This window comes from Roseateles sp. UC29_93 (genome assembly GCF_042695725.1).
In the GTDB taxonomy this organism is placed as follows: Bacteria; Pseudomonadota; Gammaproteobacteria; order Burkholderiales; family Burkholderiaceae_C; genus Roseateles; species Roseateles noduli_A.
This window is the reverse complement of the sequence record NZ_CP170545.1, coordinates 6579112-6600654: the sequence shown is the minus strand read 5'-3', so window position 1 is coordinate 6600654 and position 21543 is coordinate 6579112. Positions and strand designations below refer to the sequence as shown.

The 21543-nt window shown below is 67.8% G+C and carries 22 protein-coding genes; 18 read left to right on the top strand and 4 right to left on the bottom strand.

The window, feature by feature from the left end; translation table 11 throughout:
* Positions 1-2 precede the first annotated feature (2 nt).
* Positions 3-869 carry an HDOD domain-containing protein gene (locus tag ACFJIX_RS30775; RefSeq protein ID WP_377156779.1) on the bottom strand — a complete coding sequence of 289 codons (867 nt, stop codon included), beginning with the start codon at positions 867-869 and terminating at the stop codon, positions 3-5.
* A 220-nt stretch (positions 870-1089) separates the two neighbouring features.
* On the opposite strand from ACFJIX_RS30775, the gene ACFJIX_RS30770 reads away from it, so the two are divergent.
* The 4 genes from ACFJIX_RS30770 (at position 1090) to ACFJIX_RS30755 (ending at position 4378) form a co-directional block, all read left to right on the top strand.
* Positions 1090-1746, top strand: a complete 657-nt coding sequence (locus tag ACFJIX_RS30770) for a transglutaminase-like cysteine peptidase (protein ID WP_377156777.1) — start codon at positions 1090-1092, stop codon at positions 1744-1746.
* The gene (locus tag ACFJIX_RS30765; RefSeq protein WP_377156774.1) at positions 1737-3665 is read left to right on the top strand and encodes an EAL domain-containing protein; all 1929 of its coding nucleotides are present in this window, start codon (positions 1737-1739) and stop codon (positions 3663-3665) included. The genes ACFJIX_RS30770 and ACFJIX_RS30765 overlap by 10 nt, the downstream gene beginning before the upstream one ends.
* 108 nt (positions 3666-3773) lie before the next feature.
* A complete protein-coding gene (locus ACFJIX_RS30760) occupies positions 3774-4097 on the top strand; it encodes a hypothetical protein (RefSeq protein WP_377156772.1) in 324 nt (107 codons plus the stop codon).
* On the top strand, positions 4094-4378 hold the full coding sequence (locus ACFJIX_RS30755) for a type II toxin-antitoxin system RelE/ParE family toxin (protein WP_377156770.1): 285 nt from the start codon (positions 4094-4096) through the stop codon (positions 4376-4378). The genes ACFJIX_RS30760 and ACFJIX_RS30755 overlap by 4 nt, the downstream gene beginning before the upstream one ends.
* 15 nt (positions 4379-4393) lie before the next feature.
* Here ACFJIX_RS30755 and ACFJIX_RS30750 read toward each other — a convergent pair whose 3' ends face one another.
* Positions 4394-4942, bottom strand: coding sequence for an NUDIX hydrolase (locus ACFJIX_RS30750; protein ID WP_377156768.1), 549 nt, complete (start codon positions 4940-4942; stop codon positions 4394-4396).
* 52 nt (positions 4943-4994) lie between these two features.
* Here ACFJIX_RS30750 and maiA point away from each other — a divergent pair, with 52 nt between their 5' ends.
* Together maiA and pgeF are read left to right on the top strand one after the other, a co-directional pair.
* Positions 4995-5633: a maleylacetoacetate isomerase gene (maiA, locus tag ACFJIX_RS30745; RefSeq protein WP_377162070.1), complete on the top strand. Its 639-nt coding sequence runs from the start codon at positions 4995-4997 to the stop codon at positions 5631-5633.
* Complete coding sequence (gene pgeF, locus ACFJIX_RS30740) at positions 5623-6507, top strand: peptidoglycan editing factor PgeF (RefSeq protein ID WP_377156767.1); 885 nt, start codon at positions 5623-5625, stop codon at positions 6505-6507. The genes maiA and pgeF overlap by 11 nt, the downstream gene beginning before the upstream one ends.
* Here the strand turns inward: pgeF and ACFJIX_RS30735 are convergent.
* Positions 6427-6777, bottom strand: coding sequence for a hypothetical protein (locus tag ACFJIX_RS30735; RefSeq protein WP_377156765.1), 351 nt, complete (start codon positions 6775-6777; stop codon positions 6427-6429). The genes pgeF and ACFJIX_RS30735 overlap by 81 nt on opposite strands.
* Before the next feature lie 149 nt (positions 6778-6926).
* Between ACFJIX_RS30735 and phaC the strand changes: the two genes are divergently transcribed.
* The 3 genes from phaC (at position 6927) to phbB (ending at position 10888) form a co-directional block, all read left to right on the top strand.
* Positions 6927-8720, top strand: coding sequence for a class I poly(R)-hydroxyalkanoic acid synthase (gene phaC / locus ACFJIX_RS30730; RefSeq protein ID WP_377156763.1), 1794 nt, complete (start codon positions 6927-6929; stop codon positions 8718-8720).
* A 112-nt stretch (positions 8721-8832) separates the two neighbouring features.
* Positions 8833-10020 carry an acetyl-CoA C-acetyltransferase gene (locus tag ACFJIX_RS30725; protein WP_377156761.1) on the top strand — a complete coding sequence of 396 codons (1188 nt, stop codon included), beginning with the start codon at positions 8833-8835 and terminating at the stop codon, positions 10018-10020.
* Positions 10021-10150: 130 nt separating this feature from the next.
* Positions 10151-10888, top strand: coding sequence for an acetoacetyl-CoA reductase (gene phbB, locus ACFJIX_RS30720; protein WP_377156759.1), 738 nt, complete (start codon positions 10151-10153; stop codon positions 10886-10888).
* An 82-nt stretch (positions 10889-10970) separates the two neighbouring features.
* Here phbB and ACFJIX_RS30715 read toward each other — a convergent pair whose 3' ends face one another.
* Complete coding sequence (locus tag ACFJIX_RS30715; RefSeq protein ID WP_377156757.1) at positions 10971-11777, bottom strand: IclR family transcriptional regulator C-terminal domain-containing protein; 807 nt, start codon at positions 11775-11777, stop codon at positions 10971-10973.
* Between the two features lie 83 nt (positions 11778-11860).
* Here ACFJIX_RS30715 and ACFJIX_RS30710 point away from each other — a divergent pair, with 83 nt between their 5' ends.
* The 9 genes from ACFJIX_RS30710 (at position 11861) to glnL (ending at position 21501) form a co-directional block, all read left to right on the top strand.
* A complete protein-coding gene (locus ACFJIX_RS30710; protein ID WP_377162067.1) occupies positions 11861-12673 on the top strand; it encodes a TIGR00266 family protein in 813 nt (270 codons plus the stop codon).
* A gap of 293 nt (positions 12674-12966) precedes the next feature.
* Positions 12967-13995 (top strand): YncE family protein, encoded by a 1029-nt coding sequence (locus ACFJIX_RS30705; RefSeq protein ID WP_377156755.1) that lies wholly within the window; start codon positions 12967-12969, stop codon positions 13993-13995.
* 98 nt (positions 13996-14093) lie between these two features.
* The gene (locus ACFJIX_RS30700; RefSeq protein ID WP_377162064.1) at positions 14094-14966 is read left to right on the top strand and encodes a polysaccharide deacetylase family protein; all 873 of its coding nucleotides are present in this window, start codon (positions 14094-14096) and stop codon (positions 14964-14966) included.
* A 71-nt stretch (positions 14967-15037) separates the two neighbouring features.
* Positions 15038-16090: a sterol desaturase family protein gene (locus tag ACFJIX_RS30695; protein ID WP_377156753.1), complete on the top strand. Its 1053-nt coding sequence runs from the start codon at positions 15038-15040 to the stop codon at positions 16088-16090.
* Complete coding sequence (locus ACFJIX_RS30690) at positions 16090-17058, top strand: EI24 domain-containing protein (protein ID WP_377156751.1); 969 nt, start codon at positions 16090-16092, stop codon at positions 17056-17058. Before ACFJIX_RS30695 ends, ACFJIX_RS30690 begins: the two co-directional genes overlap by 1 nt.
* A 54-nt stretch (positions 17059-17112) precedes the next feature.
* On the top strand, positions 17113-17907 hold the full coding sequence (locus ACFJIX_RS30685) for a competence/damage-inducible protein A (protein ID WP_377156749.1): 795 nt from the start codon (positions 17113-17115) through the stop codon (positions 17905-17907).
* Positions 17908-18150: 243 nt separating this feature from the next.
* Positions 18151-19569: a type I glutamate--ammonia ligase gene (gene glnA, locus ACFJIX_RS30680; RefSeq protein WP_377156747.1), complete on the top strand. Its 1419-nt coding sequence runs from the start codon at positions 18151-18153 to the stop codon at positions 19567-19569.
* 219 nt (positions 19570-19788) lie between these two features.
* A complete protein-coding gene (locus tag ACFJIX_RS30675) occupies positions 19789-20328 on the top strand; it encodes a hypothetical protein (protein ID WP_377156744.1) in 540 nt (179 codons plus the stop codon).
* Between the two features lie 63 nt (positions 20329-20391).
* Complete coding sequence (gene glnL / locus ACFJIX_RS30670) at positions 20392-21501, top strand: nitrogen regulation protein NR(II) (protein ID WP_377156742.1); 1110 nt, start codon at positions 20392-20394, stop codon at positions 21499-21501.
* Positions 21502-21543 lie beyond the last annotated feature (42 nt).

The following is a 21543-nucleotide window of genomic DNA, read 5'->3' as shown; positions in this document are numbered from 1 at the left end:
ACTCAGGCCTCGTCCAGCAACGGACGCAGTGCGTCGTCCCACTGCTCGAGCTCGTCCTCGGACAGGTGCAGCCAGGCCAGCGCCGCGTCGCGGTTGGCGGCCCAGTCGACGTCCTCGTCCAGCCCCTCGTGCTGGCGCATCAGGTGCTCGGCGATCAGGCCCGCGGCGATCAGCGAGCGGATCTCCGGCTCGATGCTTCCGTCCTTCAGCGCCTCGAAGTCGTGATGCAGGCGGATCGCCGTCATCAGTTCGGGCGCGAGGTGCCAGACCTTGATCACGAGCGCGCCGACGACGGCGTGGTCGGTGCGGTGGTTGGCGTTCTCCGTCGCGATGAAGGGGCGGTCGATGCGGGCGGCGGCTTCGACCATCGTCGCGCCATAGCCGCGCACGCTCTGCAGCAGCACCGGCATGCCGACATGGCAGAACAGGCCATAGCTCTGCGCCAGGTCGACGCGCATGCCGGGCAACTGGCCGGCGATGAAGCCCATCGCGACCGAACGCTTGGTCGATCGCTGCCAGAAGCGCAGCAGGTGCGGGCTGTTGACGGGGATCGCATGACGGACCAGGAAGGCCTGCATCAGCGCGACACTCTCATCCAGGCCCAGGCGGTACATCGCCTGACCGACGGTCGTGCAAGGCACGTTGCCTGCCACCAGATGCAAGGGGCTGTTGGCCACGCGCAGCAGCGTCGCGGACATGGCGACGTCGGCGGCGGCGACGCGGCCGACTTCGTGGAGGTCAGGCTGAGGCAGTGCCATCACCGCGCGCAGGCGCTGTAGCAGCTCGGGGCAGGGCGGAATCTGGATCTGGCGCAGCGGGCCGTTGGCGCGTGCCTGATCGAGTTCCTGGCGGATGGCGTGGGTCTTCATGTGAGAGCCGGATTATCCCGGCGCTCTCCGACCCGAGGCGCGCGGGGGATGCGGCAAATTGCCGCTTGTCGGAAGGGGCGTCCCCGGGGGCGCATCGCATGTCGCACTTCGCCCGCCGGAGCGCGCCGGGGCAGATACATTGCAGCGCATGTCACGTTTCGTCACTCGTGCAACGTCACGCGCAGGCCGGACAATCCGGTCGGCGCAACGGGCGTTGGCCGTGCTGGTGTCCGCGGCGGGCCTGTGGTCCGCGCTGGCCTGGGGGTGGGACCAGGACAAGCTGACCGAATCCGCGGCGAAGCTGTCGCCGAAGACGCAGGCGTCGGTGAAGGCCATGATCCAGATGGCCGATCGCGCGGCGGCGATGCCCGAGGAACGCGACCGGCTGACGGCGGTCAACAGTTTCTTCAACCAGCGGGTGGCGTTCAAGGACGACATCGAGGTCTGGGGTCAGGTCGACTACTGGGCCACGCCGCTGGAGATGCTGGACAAGGGCGCCGGCGATTGCGAGGACTACGCGATCGCCAAGTACATGAGCCTGCTGAGCGCCGGCGTGCCGCAGTCCAGGCTGCGGATGGTGTACGTGCGGGCGCAGTTCCAGGGCCGGCCGCAGGCGCACATGGTCCTGGCCTACTATGCGCAGCCGGAGGCGGAGCCCTTGATTCTGGACAATATCAATCCGGAGATCCGGCCCGCGTCGCTGCGGCCGGACCTGACGCCGGTGTTCAGCTTCAACGGCGAAGGTCTGTGGAGCGGCGTCGGCGCCACGACGGCGGGGAAATCCGCTGGTCCGTCTGTCGCTGTGGCGCGACCTGCTGGCGAAGGCGAAGGCGGAGGGCTTCTGATGGGCGACGGAGAATTCAAGACATGTCCCTGATAAGACAAATCTGGTGGCTGGTCCTGGGCGCTGTACTGGCTTCGGCGCTGGGCGGCGTCGCGGTGAGCACCTGGTCGCTGCGCGAGCTGCTGCAGACGCAGGCGCAGCTGAAGAACGCCGACAACGCCAATGCACTGGCGCTGGCGCTGTCGCAGCAGAAGGGCGATGCGGAGCTGATGTCGCTGCTGATCTCGGCGCAATTCGACGCAGGCGCGTACGAGAGCGTGCGCTGGCGTGACGGCAGCGGCGCGCAGGTGTTCGAGCGCCATCTGGAGACGCCGCAGGTCTCGCACGCGCCGCGATGGTTCGTCGCGCTGCTGCCGCTGGACGTGGCGCCGGGCGTGGCGAAGGTGTCGGACGGCTGGAAGGCCGCCGGCGAGATCGAGCTGCGCGGCCAGACCGGTTACGTGCACGAGGCGCTGTGGCGCGCGACGCTCAGCACGGCCCTGTGGCTGATCGCGGTGGGCGTGTTGACGGGCGTGGCGGCGGCGGCGGTGCTGGCGCGGCTGCGCCGGCCGCTGGACACCGCCGTGCGGCAGGCCGAGGGCGTGTCGCAAGGGCGCTTCGAAACCGTGCTGGAGCCGCGCGTGCCGGAGATGCGCAAACTCACGAGCGCCATGAACACGATGGTGGTGCGCACGCGGCAGATGTTCGAGGCCCAGGCCGAGCAGCTGCGCACGCTGCATCACCAGTTGCTGTGCGATGAGTTGACGGGCCTGTCGCACCGACGGCAGTTCGTGGCGGAGCTGAACTCGGCGCTGGAGCGCGACGACGGTCCGCTGCGCGCGGGCCTCGTGCTGGTGCGGCTGCGGGACCTGCAGGGGCTGAACCAGCGCCTCGGGCACGGCGCGACGGATCAGGCGTTGACGGCGATCGCGCAGGCGCTGCGGGTGTATCCGGAGCAGGTGCGCGGCTGCCTCGCGGGGCGGCTCAACGGCTCGGACTTCGCGTTGTGGCTGCCGGCGCCGAACGTGGTCGGCGACACCGCGCAGGCGTTGGCCGATGCGCTGCGGGCCGGCCTGCAGAACCTGGGCTCGGGGGTCGGCGTCGCGCTGGGCGCGGTCGAGCTGATGCGAGACCAGCCGATGAGCGCCTGGTTCGCCGCGGCCGACGCGGCGCTGGCGAAGGCCGAGCAGGGCGAGGGCGTCGTGCTGGAGCTGCGCGAGGCGCCGCCGTCGGACGAGGTCGCGCAGGGCGAGCGGGCGTGGCGCGCGCTGATCTCGGACGCGCTGGCGCACCAGCGCAGCCGGCTGCTGGAGTTCCCGCTGATCGGACGCGAGCGTCAGGTCTTGCATCTCGAATGCCCGCTGCAACTGAAGCTGAATCCGGTCGGCGAGTTCGAGCCCGCGGCGCGCTGGTTGCCGTTGGCGCTGCGCCATCGGCTGAGCGCCGAGGCGGACCTGCAGGCGCTGGCACTGGCGCTGCAGGCCACGCAGCGTGACGGGCGGATGCGCTGCGTCAACGTGGCGCCGGCGTCGCTGAACGACGGCAGCTTCATCGCCCGTGCGCGCGAACTGGTGCAGGCCGCGCCGGCCGCGGTGCGGCGGCAGATCGGCCTCGAACTGGCCGAGCCGGCGGCGGTGCAGCACTTCGAGGCGCTGCAGGAACTCGGTCGTCAATTGCGCCCGTTGGGCGTGCAGCTCGGCCTCGAACACGCGGGGGCCGGACTGGCTCAAATCGACCGTCTTTTCCAGGCCGGACTGGACTACGTGAAGCTCGACAGCTCGGTGGTCAGCGGCGTGTCGGCGGACGTGGCGCGCGCCGCTTTCGTGCGCAGCCTGGTGGTCATGCTGCGCAGCCTCTCTCTGAAGGTCTATGCGGAAGGCGTCACCGATGCGCTCGACGCACAGGCGCTGTGGGATTGCGAACTCGACGGCATCACCGGACCATGGGCGTCGGCGCAGGAAATCAAGCCCTGACTCATCGAAGTCGGTGAATCGCTTGACCTCCGTCAAGCACTCTTGCCAAGCGTTTTGAAGCTCTGAGAATCCGCACCTTCCTCTTGTCTTTGAAAGAGCAGGTGCAGAATGTCCGCACTCCTACAGGCCCCCGAATTCTTCATGCCTCGCGCCGATTTCCGTGTCCAGATCGATGAGAAGCTCAAGGCTCGCGTCGAAGCGCTTGCAGCGCGCTTGACTGTGGACATGGACTATCTCGTCGAGTTCCTCGTCAAGCGCTGGGTTGAACGCACCGACCCGAACGAGCCGGATGTCACTCTTCATGAGGTGCTCATGGAGCGTCAGGAAGACAACGCGGTGAAGGCCGCACTTCGTGGCGACACGATCTCTCATGAAGACCTCATGGCCGAGATCGAGGAAGAAACGCGCCAGCAGCGGGGTGAGGCGCAATGAGGGTTCGTTGGACCCCATCCGCCGCCATTCAACTCAAGCAGCAACGACGGTACCTGGAGGAACACAGCCAGCAGGCTGCGGACCGGTTGATGCGCGACGTGCGCAATGCTTCAGAGTTGCTTGCGCGCAATCCGGAGTTTGGTCGACCCGTGAGCACTCGCACGCGCGAGTGGGGACTCGGACGAAGCAAGCAGTATGTGCTTCGCTACGTCGTTGAACCGGTGGTGATCCAGGTCGTCGGGTTCTGGCACACCGCTCAACTGCGGCCACTGCCAATCTGAGCCGAGACCTGATGCTCAGTCGATATCCGCCGTATGCAACGGATACCCGTTGCCGCTGCGGCGGTCCTCGAAGAAGCGCTGCAGCGCTTCGCGGATCGTGTGGAAGGCGATCTCGTCCCAGGGCACTTCGTGCTCGTGGAACAGCTTCGCTTCGAGGGTCTCGGGGCCCGGATCGAACGCCGGGCTCAGCAGCTTCGCGCGGTAGAAGGTGTGCACCTGCCCGACGCGGACCACGTTCATCACGCAGTACAGGTTCTGCAGCTCGATCTGCGCGCCGGCCTCCTCGACCGTCTCGCGCGCCGCGCCTTCGGCCAGCGTCTCGCCGAGTTCCATGAAGCCCGCCGGCAGCGTCCACTTGCCGAGCCGCGGCTCGATCGCGCGCTTGCACAGCAGCACCTGATCGCCCCACACCGGCAAGGTGCCGACGACGTTCAACGGGTTCTCGTAATGGATCGCGCCGCACGCGGTGCAGGTCGCGCGCTCCCGGTTGTCATCGGCCGGGACGCGGTATTCGATCTGGCCGCCGCAGGTGGGGCAATGCTGGTAGCGCCGCGCTTGGAACATGGCCCGCAGTGTACCGGCCTCCGCCAGGGCCTCCGTGGCATCATCGCCGGCCATGGAGCTCTACAACTACTTCCGTTCGTCCGCCTCGTACCGCGTCCGCATCGCGATGGCGCTCAAGGGCCTGGACTTCGACTACAAGTCCGTCCACCTCGCGAAGAACGAACAGTTCAACGAGTCCTACGCCGCCGTGTCCGCGTCGCGCCTGGTGCCGCTGCTCAAGGACGGCGACGCGCTGGTCACGCAGTCGATGGCGATCATCGAGTACCTCGACGAGACGCACCCCGAGCCGCCGCTGCTGCCCGGCGACGCGCTGAGCCGCGCCTACATCCGCGCACTGTCGCAGGACATCGCCTGCGAAATCCATCCGCTGAACAACCTGCGCGTGCTGCGCTACCTGGTGAAGGACCTCGGCGTCGGCGATGACAACAAGAACCGCTGGATCCATCACTGGGTCGAGAGCGGGCTGGCGGTCGTCGAGCATCGCTTGAAGGTCGAAGGAAGATCGGGCCGCTTCTGCTTCGGCGACAGCCCGACCATGGCCGATTGCGTGCTCGTGCCGCAGATTTTCAATGCGCAGCGTTTCAACAGCCGGCTCGATCACGTGCCGACGGTCATGGCGATCTTCGAGCAGTGCATGGCGCTCGACGCCTTCAACAAGACGCAACCGAGCGCCTGCCCCGATGCCGAGTGAGGTGGGCAAGCCGAACGGCATGAGCGGCGCGAGCGACATGAGCGGCATGAGCGCAGGTGAGGCGTTCACCGCGACGTCGCCTCCGGACTGGCTGCGGCCGGCTTGGAGCGTGTCGCACGTCGATGCCTTCATGACCACGCGCGCTGGCGGCGTCAGCGGCGGGCCGGAAGCGCCCGAGGATCAACGCGACTTGGCGAGCCTCAACCTCGGACGTTCGGTCGGCGACGATCCGGCGCATGTGGCCGAGAACCGCCGGCGTGTCGCGGTCGCCATTGGCGGCCTGCCCGTGTTCCTGAAGCAGGTGCATGGGACCACCGTGCTGCGACTTCGCGCCGAGCACGCGCTTCCCGGCGCCGATCCCGAGCCCGCCGACGCCGCCGTCAGCACCGATCCCGCGCTCGCCTGCGCGGTGATGGTGGCGGACTGCCTGCCGGTGCTGTTCGCCGGACCGGGCGTGGTCGGTGCCGCGCATGCGGGCTGGCGAGGTCTCGCGGGCGGCGTGCTGGAGAACACCGTCGCCGCGATGTGCGAGGCCGTGCGCTGCGAGCCTCGCGAGATCAGCGCCTGGATGGGCGCGTGCATCGGACCGGCGCAGTTCGAGGTCGGTGCCGACGTGCTCGCGGCCTTCGGCGCGGAGCCGTGCCATCAGGATCAGCCGATGTTCCGCTTCCAGCCGAACGAACAGGGGGAGGCGCGTTGGCGCGCCGATCTCTACGGCCTGGCGCGGCGCAGACTCGAAGCGCTCGGCATCGCCGCCGTCAGCGGCGGCGGCTGGTGCACGCTCAGCGAGCCGTCACGGTTCTTTTCGTTCCGCCACGAACGCGTCACCCGACTGCGCAGCGGGCGCATGGCTGCGGTCATCCGGCTGCGTTGAGGCCGGCGCGGCCGCCTGCATCGGACTCGACGTCGGCATCGGCGCAACGGCGCCTTCGCCGTCGTCATGCGGCTTTCCGGACGCTTCGGCTCTCCGGCGTGCGGCGCGCCGCCCGGGCGTGCCCATCAGGTACATCACGATCGATAGCGGTACCACGCCGTAGAACACGAAGGTGATCAGTGCGCCGAGCACCGAACCCTGCGAGCTGAAGGCCTCGACGATCGCCATCATCAGCACCACGTACATCCAGGCGATGGCCACCAGATACATCAACGATTTCCTCGGCTCTTCGCGACAGCAGCGTCACGCGGGGGTAAGCTGGTCGGGCTACAAAGCGCCTGAGCATATGCGAAGCCTCCCCGTCGATCCGCGTGACCGGCTGTGGCAAGCTTCTTGCTCAGGTCGGCATGAGGAGACACATGAGCGCGAACAACGCCGCAGCCGGGTTCCCCGGCGCATCGGTCCACGGTTTCGAACACTGGGCCCAGCAGGCCCAACAGACGGCCAGCAGTCTGTCGCATGGCTTCGGCGATGCCTTCAAGCAATTGCAGGCCATGCAGATCCCCGCCGACGCCTGGTCGCGGCTGCAGTCCGAGTACGTCCGCGAGGCCGGCGAGCTGTGGAACGCCGCGCTCGGTGATTCCCAGGCGGCGGTGCAGGCCGCCGCGCACGGCGCGCCCCCCGCCTCGGCGGCGTCCGCCACGGTCTCCGGTGCGACCGCTGCGCTGAAGGACCGCCGCTTTGCCGACGCGTCCTGGAACGACAACCGTCTGGCCCACTTCACCGCGCAGCTCTACCTGCTCAACGCGAAGACGCTGCAGCGGATGGCCGACCAGGTGCAGGCCGACGACAAGACCCGGGCGCGCGTCCGCTTCGCGGTGCAGCAGTTCGTCGACGCGGCCTCGCCGAGCAACTACCTCGCGCTCAATCCCGAAGCCCAGCAGCGCGCGCTGAACACGCAGGGCGAAAGCCTGTCGCGCGGGCTGCAGCTGCTGATGGCCGACTTGCGGCGCGGGCACGTGTCGCAGACCGACGAATCCGCCTTCGAGGTCGGCCGCAACGTCGCGACGACCGAAGGGAACGTCGTCTTCGAGAACGAATTCTTCCAACTGCTCGAGTACAAGCCGCTCACCGCGAAGGTGCATGCGCGGCCGCTGCTGATGGTGCCGCCCTGCATCAACAAGTACTACATCCTCGACCTGCAGCCGGAGAACTCGCTGATCCGCTACGCGGTTGCGCAGGGGCACCGCACCTTCGTGGTGAGCTGGCGCAATCCCGATGCGGACTGCGTGCACTGGACCTGGGACGACTACATCGGCCGCGCCGCGATCAAGGCCATCGAGGTCACGCGCGAGATCGCCGGCACCGACACGATCAACACGCTGGGCTTCTGCGTCGGCGGCACGATCCTGGCGACCGCGCTGGCCGTGCTGGCCGCGCGCGGCCAGCAGCCCGCCGAAAGCGTCACCCTGCTGACCACGCTGATCGACTTCAGCAGCAACGGCGTGCTGGACCTGTTCATCGACGAGCAGGCCGTGCAGTTGCGCGAGATGACGCTCGGCGACCAGGCGGTGAGCGGTCCGGGCCTGCTCAAGGGCCAGGAGCTCGCGACGACCTTCAGCTTCCTGCGCCCCAACGACCTCGTCTGGAACTATGTCGTCGGCAACTACCTGAAGGGCGATGCGCCGCCGGCCTTCGACCTGCTGTACTGGAACGGCGACGCGACCAACCTGCCGGGACCGATGTACTGCTGGTACCTGCGCCACACCTATCTGCAGAACGACCTGCGCGTGCCCGGTCAGCTGACCGTTTGCGGCGAGAAGATCGACCTCGGCGCGATCCAGGCGCCGGTCTACATCTACGGCTCGCGCGAGGACCACATCGTCCCGTGGGACGCCGCCTACCGCAGCACGCAGGTGTTCAAGGGCAAGAAGCGTTTCGTGCTCGGCGCGTCCGGGCACATCGCCGGCGTCATCAATCCGCCGGAGAAGAAGAAGCGCAGCCACTGGCTGGGGAAAGGCGCGGCGCTGCCCGCCGATCACCAGCAATGGCTGCAGGGCGCCACCGAGCATCCCGGCAGCTGGTGGACCGACTGGTCGCAGTGGCTGGCCGGCCACGCGGGTCCGCAGAAGGCGGCACCGCGCAAGCCGGGCGGTCACGGCCACGAGGCCATCGAGCCGGCGCCAGGCCGCTATGTGAAGCAGCGCGCGTGAAACCCACTCCCGCGCAGTGAGAACCCATCCGGTTCAAAGTTGATTCCGCCAGTTCATCCAGCAGTCACCCGCTGACGCCCGCCGTCCAGCAGTTTCGAAAAAGGAGACCGTCATGAGTTCACCCCAAGACATCGTCATCGTCGCCGCGACGCGCACGCCGATCGGCAAATTCGGAGGGACGCTGTCGAAGACCCCCGCCAGCGAGCTGGGCGCGATCGTCATCCAGGAGCTGCTGCGCAGAAGCGGCCTGCAGCCCGACCAGATCAACGAGGTCATCCTCGGCCAGGTGCTGACCGCCGGCGTCGGCCAGAACCCGGCACGCCAGGCCGTCATCAAGGCGGGCCTGCCGGTCACCGTGCCGGCATTGACGATCAACAAGGTCTGCGGCTCCGGCCTGAAGGCCGTGATGCTGGCCGCGCAGGCGATCCGCGACGGCGATTCGGACATCATCATCGCCGGCGGCCAGGAGAGCATGAGCCTGGCGCCGCACGTGCTGCCGGGCTCGCGCGAAGGCCAGCGCATGGGCGACTGGAAGCTGGTCGACACGATGATCACCGACGGCCTGTGGGACGTGTACAACCAGTACCACATGGGCATCACCGCCGAGAACGTGGCCAAGGAGTACCACGTCAGCCGCGCGCAGCAGGATGAGCTGGCGCTGGCCAGCCAGCAGAAGGCCGCCGCGGCGCAGGACGCGGGCCGCTTCACCGCCGAGATCGTGCCGGTCCCGATCCCGCAGAAGAAGGGCGATCCGGTGGTGTTCTCGGCCGACGAGTTCATCAACCGCAAGTCCAACGCCGAAGCGCTGGCCGGGCTGAAGCCCGCCTTCGACAAGGCGGGTTCGGTGACGGCCGGCAATGCGTCGGGCCTGAACGACGGCGCCGCGGGCCTGGTGCTGATGACCGACGCCAAGGCCAAGTCGCTGGGGCTGACGCCGCTGGCGCGCCTGGCCTCGTACGCGAGCGCCGGCGTCGATCCCAAGACCATGGGCATGGGCCCGGTGCCGGCGTCGAGGAAGGCGCTCCAGCGCGCCGGCTGGCAGCCCAAGGACCTGGACCTGCTCGAGATCAACGAGGCCTTCGCCGCGCAGGCCTGCGCGGTGCATCAGGAGATGGGCTGGGACGTCAGCAAGGTCAACGTCAACGGCGGCGCGATCGCGCTGGGCCATCCGATCGGCGCGTCCGGCGCCCGCATCCTGGTCACGCTGCTGCACGAGATGATCAAGCGCGATGCGAAGAAGGGCATCGCCAGCCTGTGCATCGGCGGCGGCATGGGCGTCGCCCTGTGCGTCGAGCGCTGAAGCGATCGGCGATTTCCCGGCTTCTTTCCCGCTTCGTTCCGGAGTGGTTTTTTCGCGTCTTTCCCGTACCGATATTCCAGGCACCCCGACCGCGGACGCGGCGCACCGGGGGGTCATACAGGAGGCAAGCATGAGTCAGAAAGTTGCATACGTCACCGGCGGCATGGGCGGCATCGGCACCGCCATCTGCCAGCGCCTCCACAAGGAAGGCTTCAAGGTCATCGCCGGTTGCGGTCCGAGCCGCGATCACGCCAAGTGGCTGTCCGAGCAGACGGCGCTGGGCTACACGTTCTATGCCTCGGTCGGCAACGTGGCGGACTGGGACTCGACCGTCGCCGCCTTCGATCGCACGATCGCGGAGCACGGACCGATCGAGGTGCTGGTCAACAACGCGGGCGTGACCAAGGACCGCATGTTCCTCAAGATGACCCGCGACGAGTGGGACACCGTCATCGACACCAACCTCAACAGCATGTTCAACGTCACCAAGCAGGTGGTGCCGGGCATGGTCGACAAGGGCTGGGGGCGCATCATCAACATCTCGTCGGTCAACGGCGAGAAGGGCCAGGTCGGTCAGACCAACTACTCGGCGGCGAAGGCCGGCATGCACGGCTTCACGATGGCGCTGGCGCAGGAGCTGGCGGCCAAGGGCGTGACGGTGAACACCGTCAGCCCGGGCTACATCGGCACCGACATGGTGAAGGCGGTGAGGCCCGACGTGCTCGAGAAGATCGTGGCGGGCATCCCGGTGAAGCGCCTGGGCGAACCCGAGGAGATCGCCTCGATCGTCGGCTGGCTCGCCGGCGAGACGTCCGGCTTCACCACCGGCGCGGACTTCAGCTGCAACGGTGGGCTGCACATGGGCTGAGCGCCAGGCGCCGGTTCCAATGAAGAAGGGCTGCCTCGGCAGCCCTTCGTCGTTGCTGGACGCAAGACTGCGCCCTTCGGCCTCAGTCCTTCTTCATCAGCACCAGCAGCTGCGACAGGTTCTGCGCCGCCGCCTGGAGCTTGGGCAGGCTCTGTTCCAGCAGCAGCTGCGGCGGCGTGCGCGAGGCATGCGTGCTGACATTCATCGCCGCCACGACCCGGCCGTCACGGCCGGTGATGGGCACGGCGACGCTCAGCACGCCATCCTCGAGTTCCTGGTCCACCAGGCACCAGTGTTGACGCCGCGCCTGCTCGATCGCGGCGCGCAGCTCCTCGTGCGAGCGCACGGTGTTGCTCGCGCGTCGCGCCAGCTGCACCTGCGCCACGCGGGTCTCGCGTTCCTCGACCGTCAGCGAGGCCAGCAGCACGCGACCCGTGGCCGTCGCCCACGCCGGCAGACGGCTGCCGATGCCCATCGGGTCGGACAGGATCTTGCGCAGCGGCGCGCGCAGCACGAAGACCACGTCGTCGCCGTCGAGCACCGCGATGGAGACAGACTCCCGCAGGTCGTTGGCCAACTGGATGGCCACCGGCTCGGCGAAGCGCCACAGCGGCTGCGAGGACAGGTAGGCGAAGCCGAGGTCGAGGATCTTCGGCGTCAGCTCGAACAGCCGCCCCTCCGATCTCACGTAGCCCAGCGTCTGCAGCGTCAGCAGGATGCGACGCGCGCCGGCGCGCGTCAGTCCGCAGCGCTTGGCGACTTCCGTCAGCGTCTGCCGGGCGTGGTGGGTATCGAAGGTCCGGATCACCGACAGGCCGCGTGCGAAGGATTGCACGTAGCTGTCGCCGGGCTTCAGGGGGGTGTTGGGTGCGCTTTCGTCAGGAGACATGGGCGTCATGACCGCAGTATAGGAAGGCCGCGAGACGTTAATATCGCGCCCGTTTCCGGGTGAAAAGACAGAAGGTGAAGACCATGGCCATGGATGTAGTCGACTACGAAATCAAGGGTGCCGAGATGCAGTTCGTCGAGGTCGAACTCGACCCCGGCGAAGCAGCGATCGGTGAAGCCGGCAGCATGATGTTCATGGATGCCGGTATCGGCATGGACACGGTGTTCGGCGACGGGTCCGCCAACCAGGGCGGTTTCTTCGGGAAGTTGCTGGGCGCCGGCAAGCGGCTGGTGACCGGTGAATCGCTGTTCACCACGGTCTACACGAACCAGAGTCATGGGAAGTTGCGGGTCGCTTTCGCGGCGCCGTATCCCGGCAAGATCCTGCCGATGGATCTCGGCAAGCTCGGGGGCACGCTCATCTGCCAGAAGGATGCGTTCCTGTGTGCGGCCCGCGGCGTGTCGCTGGGGATCGCACTCCAGCAGCGCCTGTCGACTGGCTTCTTCGGTGGCGAAGGGTTCATCATGCAGAAGCTCGATGGTGATGGGCTGGCCTTCGTGCATGCAGGGGGTACCGTGGTTCGACGTACGCTCCAGCCGGGTCAGACGCTGCTGGTGGATACCGGCTGCGTCGTCGCCTACACGCCCAGCGTGAGTTTTGAGATTCAGTACGTAGGCAAGATCAAGACCGCCCTGTTCGGCGGCGAAGGTCTGTTCCTGGCGAAGCTGACCGGCCCCGGCGAGATCTGGCTGCAGAGCCTGCCGTTCTCGCGCCTGGCCTCGCGTGTCTTCGCCGCGGCCCCGCAACGCGGGGGCTCGCGGGAAGAGGGCGGCCTGTTGACCGGCATCGCCGGCGGCGGATTGCTGGGTGGCCTGCTGGGCGGCGACGACGAATAAGCCGTCGGGCGAAGTTCGCCATGCGCAGACTTGCCGCAACGCTGGCGGCAAGTCTGGCGCAACCGGATGCAACGGCGGGCCCAGACGATCGCTCCGTGCCTGGCGCGCTGGCGGCGTGAAGGCGGCGCCTCGAATCGCTCAAGATCAGCTCACGCCCCGGACCTGTCTGGCGCCCAAGCCCGCATCAGCAGGGGCTGCGCGGTCCTGTTCCGGCCGGGACCTAGGGTGAACCCGCCTACACTTGAGGGCTGCGTGGCGCTGGGCGCGCCGGGCATCTCCTGTTGAGGATCTCCATGCTGTCTTCCCTCGTGCGGCCCGTGCGGGCCGCCCTGGCCGTCACCGCCCTGGTCGTTACCGCCTTGGGCGCGCTGACCGCGGCCCCGGCCGCCTTCGCGTCCGTCGGCAGTCCCATCTTCGTGCTGAACTCGCTGGACGCCGACATCAGCGTCATCGACCCGAAGGACTTCCGCGAGCTCAAGCGCATCCCGACCGGCAAGGAACCCCATCACCTCTACCTGACGCCCGATCGCAAGACGATGGTCGTGGCGAACGCGCTGGGCGATTCCCTGACCTTCCTCGATCCGGTGACGGCCGAAGTGCAGCGCACCGTGCGGGGCATTCCCGATCCGTACCACCTGCGCTTCTCGCCCGACATGAAGTGGCTGGTGCTGGCCGGCAATCGCCTGGACCACGTCGACATCTACAAGTGGCAGCCGCAGAACGCGGCCCAGCCGCTGGCGCTGTTCAAGCGTTTCTCCGCGCCGAAGACGCCGAGCCACCTGTCCATCGACAGCAGGAGCAGCGTCGTCTACGCGAGCCTGCAGGACAGCAGCGAACTGCTGTCCATCGACCTGAACACGATGGCCGCGCGCTGGAAGATCCCCGTCGGCAAGCTGCCCGCCGACCTCTACCTGACGCCCGACGACAAGTACCTGCTGGTCGCGCTGACCGGCGAGCGCAGCGTCGAGGTCTACGACGTCAGCGCAGCGCAACCCAAGCTGGTCAAGCGCATCGAGACCGGCGACGGCGCGCATTCGTTCCGCGCGCTCGGCGACAGGAAGCATGTGCTGGTGAGCAACCGCGCGGCCAACACGATCAGCAAGATCGCGCTGGCGGACTTCACGGTCGTCGACACCTTCAAGGCTCCCGGCGGTCCGGACGACATGGAGATCCTGACCGACGGCCGCACGCTGATGTTCACGTCGCGCTGGGCCCGCAAGCTCACGGTGATGGACCTGCAGACCAAGCAGATCCTGCAGCAGGTCAAGGTCGGCAAGTCGCCGCACGGCGTGTGGACGCTCGACCAGATGCCGCGCCAGTGAGCGCGTCCCCACCCAGGCCACTGCCCGTGAAGACTTCGTTCGTCCTGCGCCAGGCGCGCCGTCATGCGCTGCGTCAGGTGTCGCGTCATGGCGCGGTGCTGCTGCTCGGCCTGACCGCGGTCGTGCAGGCGCAGCCGCAGTCCGCGTCGGCACCGGCCGCCGCGCCCTGCGACAAACCCGTCTACCTGACCTTCGACACCGGCCACATGGGGGTCGCGCCCTTGATCGTCGACACGCTCAAGCGCTTCGACGCGAAGGCGACGTTCTTCCTGGCGCAGGAGCCGACGATGGACGGCGGCCAGACGCTCGACGACAAGTGGGCGCCCTGGTGGAAGCAACTGGCGGAGCAGGGCCACGACTTCGGCTCGCACACCTGGTTCCACGACACCTGGTCGGCGGATCTGCCCGACGGGAAGTTCCGCTTCAAGCGCGCGGCGGGCGAGCAGGTGCCGCAGAACGTCGTGCTGACCTCGGCGGAGTATTGCGAGGAGCTGAAGCGCCCCGCGCGGCGCTTCCTCGAGATGACGGGGCGGCCGATGTCGATGATCTTCCGCGCGCCGGCCGGGCGCACCTCGCCGGCGCTGCTCGCGGCGGCGCAGGCCTGCGGCTTCCGGCATGTGGGCTGGAGCGCGTCGGGTTTCCTCGGCGACGAACTGCCGAGCGACAAGTTTCCCAACCGGGCGCTGCTCGATCAGGCGCTGCGACGTGTGAAGCCCGGCGATATCCTGATGGCGCACCTGGGCATCTGGTCGCGGCAGGACCCCTGGGCGCCGACGGTGCTGGAACCGCTGCTGCAAGGGTTGAAAGCCCGGGGCATGTGCTTCGCGCCGTTGCGCGATCATCCGGAGTACGTCGCGTGGATGCGCAGGCCGCAGGAGGCGGTCGCCCTGAAGGCGACGTCGGCCGCGGGCACCGCGGCGTCCGGCGGTGGCGCCGGGGCGCCGGGCCCGAAGGACGCGCTCAGGCGCTGAGGCGTCGGCGTGTGGACGTGCTTCCAGGCTGAAGCGGCGATGCATCGATTTTCAGGAGGGCCGACGGCGTGATGGACTGGTTCACCGATCTGTTCGGACAGGTGCAGCAGGCGCTGTTCGAAAGCGTCATTCAACCGATCGTCTTCAACCTGGGTTACGGCAACCTGCTCGAGGACGCGTTCGACGCGACCGGCTGGCTGCTCGTCGGCCTGATCCAGATCATCGTCATGCTGGCGGTGATCGGCGCCTTGCAGCGCTGGCGTCCGGCCGAGGCCGTCACCGACCGCCACGCGATCCGCATCGACATCCTCTACACGCTGATCCAGCGGCTGGGCCTGTTCCGGCTGGTGATGTTCTTCTCGCTGGAACCGCTGTTCGACAGCGCCGTCGGCGAGATGCGCATGCACGGCATCCCGACCTTCCAGCTCGACGCGCTGTGGCCCGGCGTCACCGACGTGGCGTGGGTCAGCTTCGTGGTGTACCTCGTCGCCTTCGACCTGCTGATGTACTGGCTGCATCGCGCGCAGCATTCGTGGAACTGGTGGTGGGCGCTGCATTCGCTGCACCACAGCCAGCGCCAGATGACGATGTGGAGCGACAGCCGCAACCATCTGCTCGACGACCTGATCATCGACAGCGCCGTCGCGGTGACGGCGCGGCTGATCGGCGTCGGTCCCGGACAGTTCGTCGCGCTGGTGGCGATCTCGCAGCTGCTGGAGAACCTGCAGCACGCGAACCTGCGACTGACCTTCGGCCTGATCGGCGAGCGGCTGCTGGTGAGCCCGCGCTTCCACCGCTTGCACCATTCGATCGGCATCGGCCATGAGGGCTTCGGCCGCGGCACCTTGGGCGGCCACAACTTCGCGGTGATGTTCCCGATCTGGGACGTGCTGTTCCGCACCGCCAACTTCGAGGACCGCTGGGATCCGACCGGCGTGCGCGACCAGTTGCCGGAGGAGGGCGGTCGCGACTACGGGCGCGGCTTCTGGGCGCAGCAGTGGCTGGGGCTCAAGCGGATGGTCGGGCGTGACAAGATCGCGGACGCGCCCGGGAACGGATCGACCCCGTCCGGCGGCGCGCCCATGGACATCGCCGGCCGCGCGCCGGCCGGAGGGAACGACTGATGATCAAGCCGATGAGCCGCCTGGCGGACTCGTTCTGGCGCGCCGCCGCGTACTGCCTGCATCCGCGGGTGATCGGCCTGTCGCTGCTGCCGTTGATCGTGTCGGCGGCGCTGGCGTTCGGACTCGGCTACTTCTTCTGGGAAGCGGCGGTCGCCGGCGTGCGCGCCACGATGGAGTCGTGGAGTCTCATCGACGGGATGCTGAAGTGGCTGGACAGCCTCGGCGCCGCGTCCTTCCGCACCGTGCTCGCGCCCATCATCGTGCTGGCGATGGCCGTGCCGGCGCTGGTCGTGCTGAGCCTGCTGCTGGTGGCGCTGCTGATGACGCCGTCGATGGTGGACCTGGTCGCGCAGCGGCGCTTTGCCAGCCTGGAGTGCAAGCACGGCGCGGGTTTCGTCGCGAGCCTGAGCTGGTCGCTCGGCCACACGGTGCTGTGCGTCGTGCTGCTGGTCGCGTCGCTGCCGTTCTGGCTGATCCCGCCGCTGGCGCTGATCCTGCCGCCGCTGATCTGGGGCTGGCTGGGCTACCGCGTCTTCACCTTCGACGTGCTCGCCGAACACGCGTCCGGCCCCGAGCGCCGCCGCCTGATCACCGAGCACCGGATGCCGCTGCTGGTGCTCGGACTGGCCACCGGCTACCTCGGTGCGGCGCCCGCCGCGATCTGGGCGATGGGCGCGCTGACGATCGCCTTCGCGCCGGTGCTGATCCTGGTCTCGGTGTGGCTGTACACGCTGGTTTTCGCGTTCAGCTCGCTGTGGTTCTCGCATTACGCGCTGGCCGCGCTGCAGGAGATGCGGCGCGCCGACACCGTCGCCGATCGCGCGCCGGATCCGGTGATGGACGCGCTGCCGGCGAACTACGAGGCGGCACCGCCGCGTGTCCTTGACCAGGTCGAGAATGTCGACGACAGGCAAGACCCGGCCCCCGGTCCGACGCCCCGCATCGAGAACAAGCCGTCGCCGCTCTGATCCCGATCCAGGCCCGCGCCGACCTCCGCTCCCACGCTTTCGCAGGAACCCCGCATGAACATCGGCCTCTTCATCATCGGCGACGAGATCCTCTCCGGAAAGCGTCAGGACAAGCACCTGTCCAAGGTGATCGAGCTGCTGGGCGCGCGCGGCCTGTCGCTCGCCTGGGCGAAGTACCTCGGCGACGACCGCGAGCACCTGATCCGCGAGTACCGCGCCGCCTTCGACAGCGGCGACCTGTTCTTCAGCTGCGGCGGTATCGGCGCGACGCCGGACGACCACACGCGGCAGGCCGCGGCCGCGGCGCTGGGTCGACCGCTCGAGCTGCATCCCGAAGCCGCGGACCTGATCTGGCAACGCGTCCAGCAGATGGCTGCGGAGCAGGGCACGACGCCCGAGCGTGACCATCCGGACACGCGGCGCCGCATGGAGATGGGCGTGTTCCCCCAAGGGGCCGCCATCATCCCGAACCCGTACAACAAGATCCCCGGTTTCTCGGTCGGTCGCGCCTACTTCGTCCCCGGCTTCCCGGTGATGGCGCATCCGATGATCGAGTGGGTCCTGGACCACCTGCACGCGGACCTGCATCGCGAGGTCGGCACGCGGGAGCGCTCGCTGATCGTGCAAGGCGCGATGGAAGCCAGCCTGACCCCGCTGATGGAACGCGTCGAGTCCGACTTCCCCGGCATCAAGGTCTTCTCGCTGCCCAGCGTCGACCACCCGCAATGGGGCCGGCACATCGAACTGGGCGTCAAGGGCGACCCGGCCGCCATGGACGCCGCCTACGCTGCCCTGCGGACGGGCGTGGTTCAGTTTGGTGCCGTCATCAGCACTGAATTGGTGCGATGATGCACCGCTTCGGGCAGCTCGCCCGGACGATGCCGGGCGTGGTCGGTCAGCGGTTCTCTCTGGTTGTCTCACACCGCCCCCGTGTGGCGCGTTGGGCATCAAGGGCTTGCGTGCCATGCACCGCTCTGGCGCCTGACTGTCACCGTGCCGCCATCTGTTGGCATGCAAACTGCTAAATCGTCCGCGCTGGGCCGATGCCCCACGACTCTTTCTTTCTCATCCAGCCCCCTCTAGGAGTGATTGATGGCCACCAAGACCGTCGCCGACGTGATGAACCTGGTCAAGGAGCATGAAGTCAAGTTCGTTGACTTCCGCTTCACCGACACGCGCGGCAAGGAGCAGCACGTGACCGTGCCCGTCTCCCATTTCGACGAAGACAAGTTCACGTCGGGCCATGCCTTCGACGGCTCCTCGATCGCCGGCTGGAAGGGCATCGAAGCGTCCGACATGCTGCTGATCCCGGATCCGAACACGGCCAACATCGACCCGTTCTTCGAAGAACCGACCCTGATCCTGAGCTGCGACGTCATCGATCCGACCGACGGCAAGGCCTATGAGCGCGATCCGCGCTCGCTGGCCCGTCGCGCCGAGGCCTACCTGAAGTCGTCCGGCCTGGGCGACACCGCCTACTTCGGTCCGGAACCCGAGTTCTTCATCTTCGACAGCGTGCGCTGGAACGTCGACATGTCCGGCTCCTTCGTCAAGATCGAGGCGGAAGAGGCGGCCTGGAACACCGGCAAGGACTACGAGCACGGCAACAGCGGCTACCGTCCGACCGTCAAGGGCGGCTACTTCCCGGTGCCCCCGGTCGACAGCGGCCAGGACATGCGCTCGGAGATGTGCCTGATCCTGGAACAGATGGGCATCCCCGTCGAAGTCCACCACCACGAGGTCGCGAACGCGGGCCAGATGGAGATCGGCACCAAGTTCAGCTCGCTGGTCCAGCGCGCCGACTGGCTGCAGCTGCAAAAGTACATCATCCAGAACGTCGCGCATGCCTACGGCAAGACCGCCACGTTCATGCCGAAGCCCATCGTCGGCGACAACGGCTCGGGCATGCACGTCCACCAGTCGGTGTGGAAGGACGGCAAGAACCTGTTCGCCGGTGACGGCTACGCCGGCCTGAGCGACTTCGCGCTGTACTACATCGGCGGCATCATCAAGCACGCCCGCGCGCTGAACGCCATCACCAACCCCGGCACGAACTCGTACAAGCGCCTGGTGCCCGGCTTCGAAGCCCCGGTGAAGCTGGCCTACTCGGCCAAGAACCGTTCGGCCTCGATCCGCATCCCGTACGTGGCGAACCCCAAGGGCCGCCGCATCGAGGCGCGTTTCCCGGATCCCTCGGCCAACCCGTACCTGGCCTTCGCGGCCCTGCTGATGGCCGGCCTGGACGGCGTCGAGAACAAGATCCATCCGGGCGAAGCCGCCACGAAGGACCTGTACCACCTGCCGCCGGAAGAAGACGCGAAGATCCCGACCGTCTGCCACTCGCTGGACCAGGCGCTGGAGTACCTGGACAAGGACCGCGCGTTCCTGACCAAGGGCGGCGTGTTCACCGACAGCTTCATCGATGCCTACATCGAGCTGAAGATGCAGGAAGTCCAGCGCTTCCGCATGACCACCCACCCGGTCGAGTTCGACATGTACTACTCGCTGTGATCGTCCGCGCGGAGGGCGCCATGACCGCTTCGGCACGGCCCGCTCCGCACGTTCGTGACCACGCAGAGGGACGGCTCCGGCCGTCCCTTTCTCTTTGGCGCGCCGTGCCGGTCCTTGCCCGTGCGTACACCTGGCAACAGCGCGTGAACGCACGCCCTCGCCTGACAGTGACTGATTGCGTCACAATGCCCGACGACTCTGGTCAGTTAGAAGCAGGGAATGCAGATGACGCTGCAGCACAAGCGGGTGGGACGTTCGTGGTTGGTGATGATGCTGACCGCCATGGTGGGCATGGCGGCCGGGCAGGCATCGGCGCAGGGCGTGGTGTATCGCTGCCCCGGCCCTCCCGTGCTGTACACCGACGCGATGTCCGCGAAGGAAGCCGCCGACAAGGGCTGCCGCAGCATCGAGGGCACGCCGATCTCCGTGATCGCGCCGAGCAAGCCGCGCGCGCCGTCGACGACGGCGCCCGCCTCGGGAGGTCAGAGTGGTGACCTCAAGGTCGATGTCAAGGACCAGCGCGTCCGCGATGATGACCGCCGCCGCATCCTCGAGCAGGAACTGCGCGACGCCGAAGGCAAGCTCGCCAAGATCCAGCAGGAATACAACAACGGCCAGCCCGAGCGGCGCGGCGACGAACGCAACTACCAGAAGTACCTGGACCGCACGACCGAGCTCAAGGCTTCGGTGTCGCGCCAGGAGGCCGACGTCCAGGCCATCAAGCGCGAGCTCGCCAAGCTGCCGCCGCCCAACCTCTGATCGAGGGACGGCGGGCCAGGCCGCCGGTGTGTCGCGCGTCGATGGCGACGAGAGCGACACCGCATGAAGAAGACGCCCGCCCCAGTCCCCCACGATCCGCATCACGCGCAGTACGCCTGCTTCGACCTGCTGGCGACCCTGGTCGCCGTGGTCCGTGCCGACGGCACCTGCGAGTTCGCCAACACCGCCGTCGAGACGCTGTTCAACCTGCCGCGCCGCGCGGTGCAGGGCAGCAACCTGCTCGAATGGTTCGTCGACACCGGGCGCGTGGTCGAGGCGCTCGAGGAGGTGAGCCGCAACGCGTTCTCGAGTTCGCGCTTCGACGCCACCATCCGTCGCGGCCCGCGCACGCATGACGACCTGCTGCCGGTGCACGTGATCGTCAGCCAGACCGACGACCCGCAGCGGCTGGTGATCGAGCTGATCGAGAACGCGCAGCAGACGCGCCAGGACCGCGAGGAACGCAACCTCGACCAGGTCCACGCGACCAAGGAACTGACGCGCAACCTCGCGCACGAGATCAAGAATCCGCTGGGCGGCATCCGCGGCGCGGCGCAGCTGCTCGCGCTGGAGCTGCAGCCGACGGACCTGTGGCCGGAGCTCGAGGAATACACCGAGGTCATCATCCACGAGGCCGACCGGCTGCAGTCGCTGGTGGACCGGCTGCTGGCGCCGCACCGGCGCGCGCAGGTGGTGGGCGACGTCAACATCCACGAGGTCTGCGAGCGGGTGCGCACGCTGGTGCTGGCGCAGTACCCGCGCGGGCTGACGATGATCCGCGACTACGACATCTCGCTGCCCGACTTCCGCGGCGACCGCGAGCAACTGATCCAGGCGGTGCTCAACATCGTCCAGAACGCCGCGCAGGCGCTGCACGAGCGCATCCCGATGGGCGATGCCTTCATCGCCCTGCGCACACGCGTGGCCCGGCAGGTGACCATCGGCAAGCAGCGCTGGCGCTTGGCATTGGAATTGCATATCGAAGACAACGGCCCGGGCGTGCCCGAGGAGATCAAGGACCGCATCTTCTTTCCGCTGGTTTCAGGGAGAGAGGGCGGTTCTGGTCTCGGGCTGACGCTGGCGCAGACGATCGCCCAACAGCACCAGGGGATGATCGATTGCGACAGCCAGCCGGGTCGGACCGATTTCCGAATCACCCTGCCTTTGCCCTGAGCCGCGGCCACAAGCCGACAACGGGGGAAAGGGGAGCCATAG

What these genes read in the sequence shown, in the direction of transcription:
- ACFJIX_RS30725 (WP_377156761.1), top strand. Translation starts at nt 8,833, where the DNA reads ATGAGTTCACCCCAAGACATCGTCATCGTCGCCGCGACGCGCACGCCG.
- ACFJIX_RS30685 (WP_377156749.1), top strand. Translation starts at nt 17,113, where the DNA reads ATGAACATCGGCCTCTTCATCATCGGCGACGAGATCCTCTCCGGAAAG.
- ACFJIX_RS30675 (WP_377156744.1), top strand. Translation starts at nt 19,789, where the DNA reads ATGCAGATGACGCTGCAGCACAAGCGGGTGGGACGTTCGTGGTTGGTG.
- ACFJIX_RS30750 (WP_377156768.1), bottom strand. Translation starts at nt 4,942, where the DNA reads ATGTTCCAAGCGCGGCGCTACCAGCATTGCCCCACCTGCGGCGGCCAG.
- ACFJIX_RS30775 (WP_377156779.1), bottom strand. Translation starts at nt 869, where the DNA reads ATGAAGACCCACGCCATCCGCCAGGAACTCGATCAGGCACGCGCCAAC.
- phbB (WP_377156759.1), top strand. Translation starts at nt 10,151, where the DNA reads ATGAGTCAGAAAGTTGCATACGTCACCGGCGGCATGGGCGGCATCGGC.
- ACFJIX_RS30690 (WP_377156751.1), top strand. Translation starts at nt 16,090, where the DNA reads ATGATCAAGCCGATGAGCCGCCTGGCGGACTCGTTCTGGCGCGCCGCC.
- ACFJIX_RS30765 (WP_377156774.1), top strand. Translation starts at nt 1,737, where the DNA reads ATGTCCCTGATAAGACAAATCTGGTGGCTGGTCCTGGGCGCTGTACTG.
- glnL (WP_377156742.1), top strand. Translation starts at nt 20,392, where the DNA reads ATGAAGAAGACGCCCGCCCCAGTCCCCCACGATCCGCATCACGCGCAG.
- ACFJIX_RS30710 (WP_377162067.1), top strand. Translation starts at nt 11,861, where the DNA reads ATGGCCATGGATGTAGTCGACTACGAAATCAAGGGTGCCGAGATGCAG.
- ACFJIX_RS30715 (WP_377156757.1), bottom strand. Translation starts at nt 11,777, where the DNA reads ATGTCTCCTGACGAAAGCGCACCCAACACCCCCCTGAAGCCCGGCGAC.
- ACFJIX_RS30755 (WP_377156770.1), top strand. Translation starts at nt 4,094, where the DNA reads ATGAGGGTTCGTTGGACCCCATCCGCCGCCATTCAACTCAAGCAGCAA.
- ACFJIX_RS30695 (WP_377156753.1), top strand. Translation starts at nt 15,038, where the DNA reads ATGGACTGGTTCACCGATCTGTTCGGACAGGTGCAGCAGGCGCTGTTC.
- ACFJIX_RS30705 (WP_377156755.1), top strand. Translation starts at nt 12,967, where the DNA reads ATGCTGTCTTCCCTCGTGCGGCCCGTGCGGGCCGCCCTGGCCGTCACC.
- ACFJIX_RS30735 (WP_377156765.1), bottom strand. Translation starts at nt 6,777, where the DNA reads ATGTATCTGGTGGCCATCGCCTGGATGTACGTGGTGCTGATGATGGCG.
- phaC (WP_377156763.1), top strand. Translation starts at nt 6,927, where the DNA reads ATGAGCGCGAACAACGCCGCAGCCGGGTTCCCCGGCGCATCGGTCCAC.
- maiA (WP_377162070.1), top strand. Translation starts at nt 4,995, where the DNA reads ATGGAGCTCTACAACTACTTCCGTTCGTCCGCCTCGTACCGCGTCCGC.
- glnA (WP_377156747.1), top strand. Translation starts at nt 18,151, where the DNA reads ATGGCCACCAAGACCGTCGCCGACGTGATGAACCTGGTCAAGGAGCAT.
- ACFJIX_RS30760 (WP_377156772.1), top strand. Translation starts at nt 3,774, where the DNA reads ATGTCCGCACTCCTACAGGCCCCCGAATTCTTCATGCCTCGCGCCGAT.
- pgeF (WP_377156767.1), top strand. Translation starts at nt 5,623, where the DNA reads ATGCCGAGTGAGGTGGGCAAGCCGAACGGCATGAGCGGCGCGAGCGAC.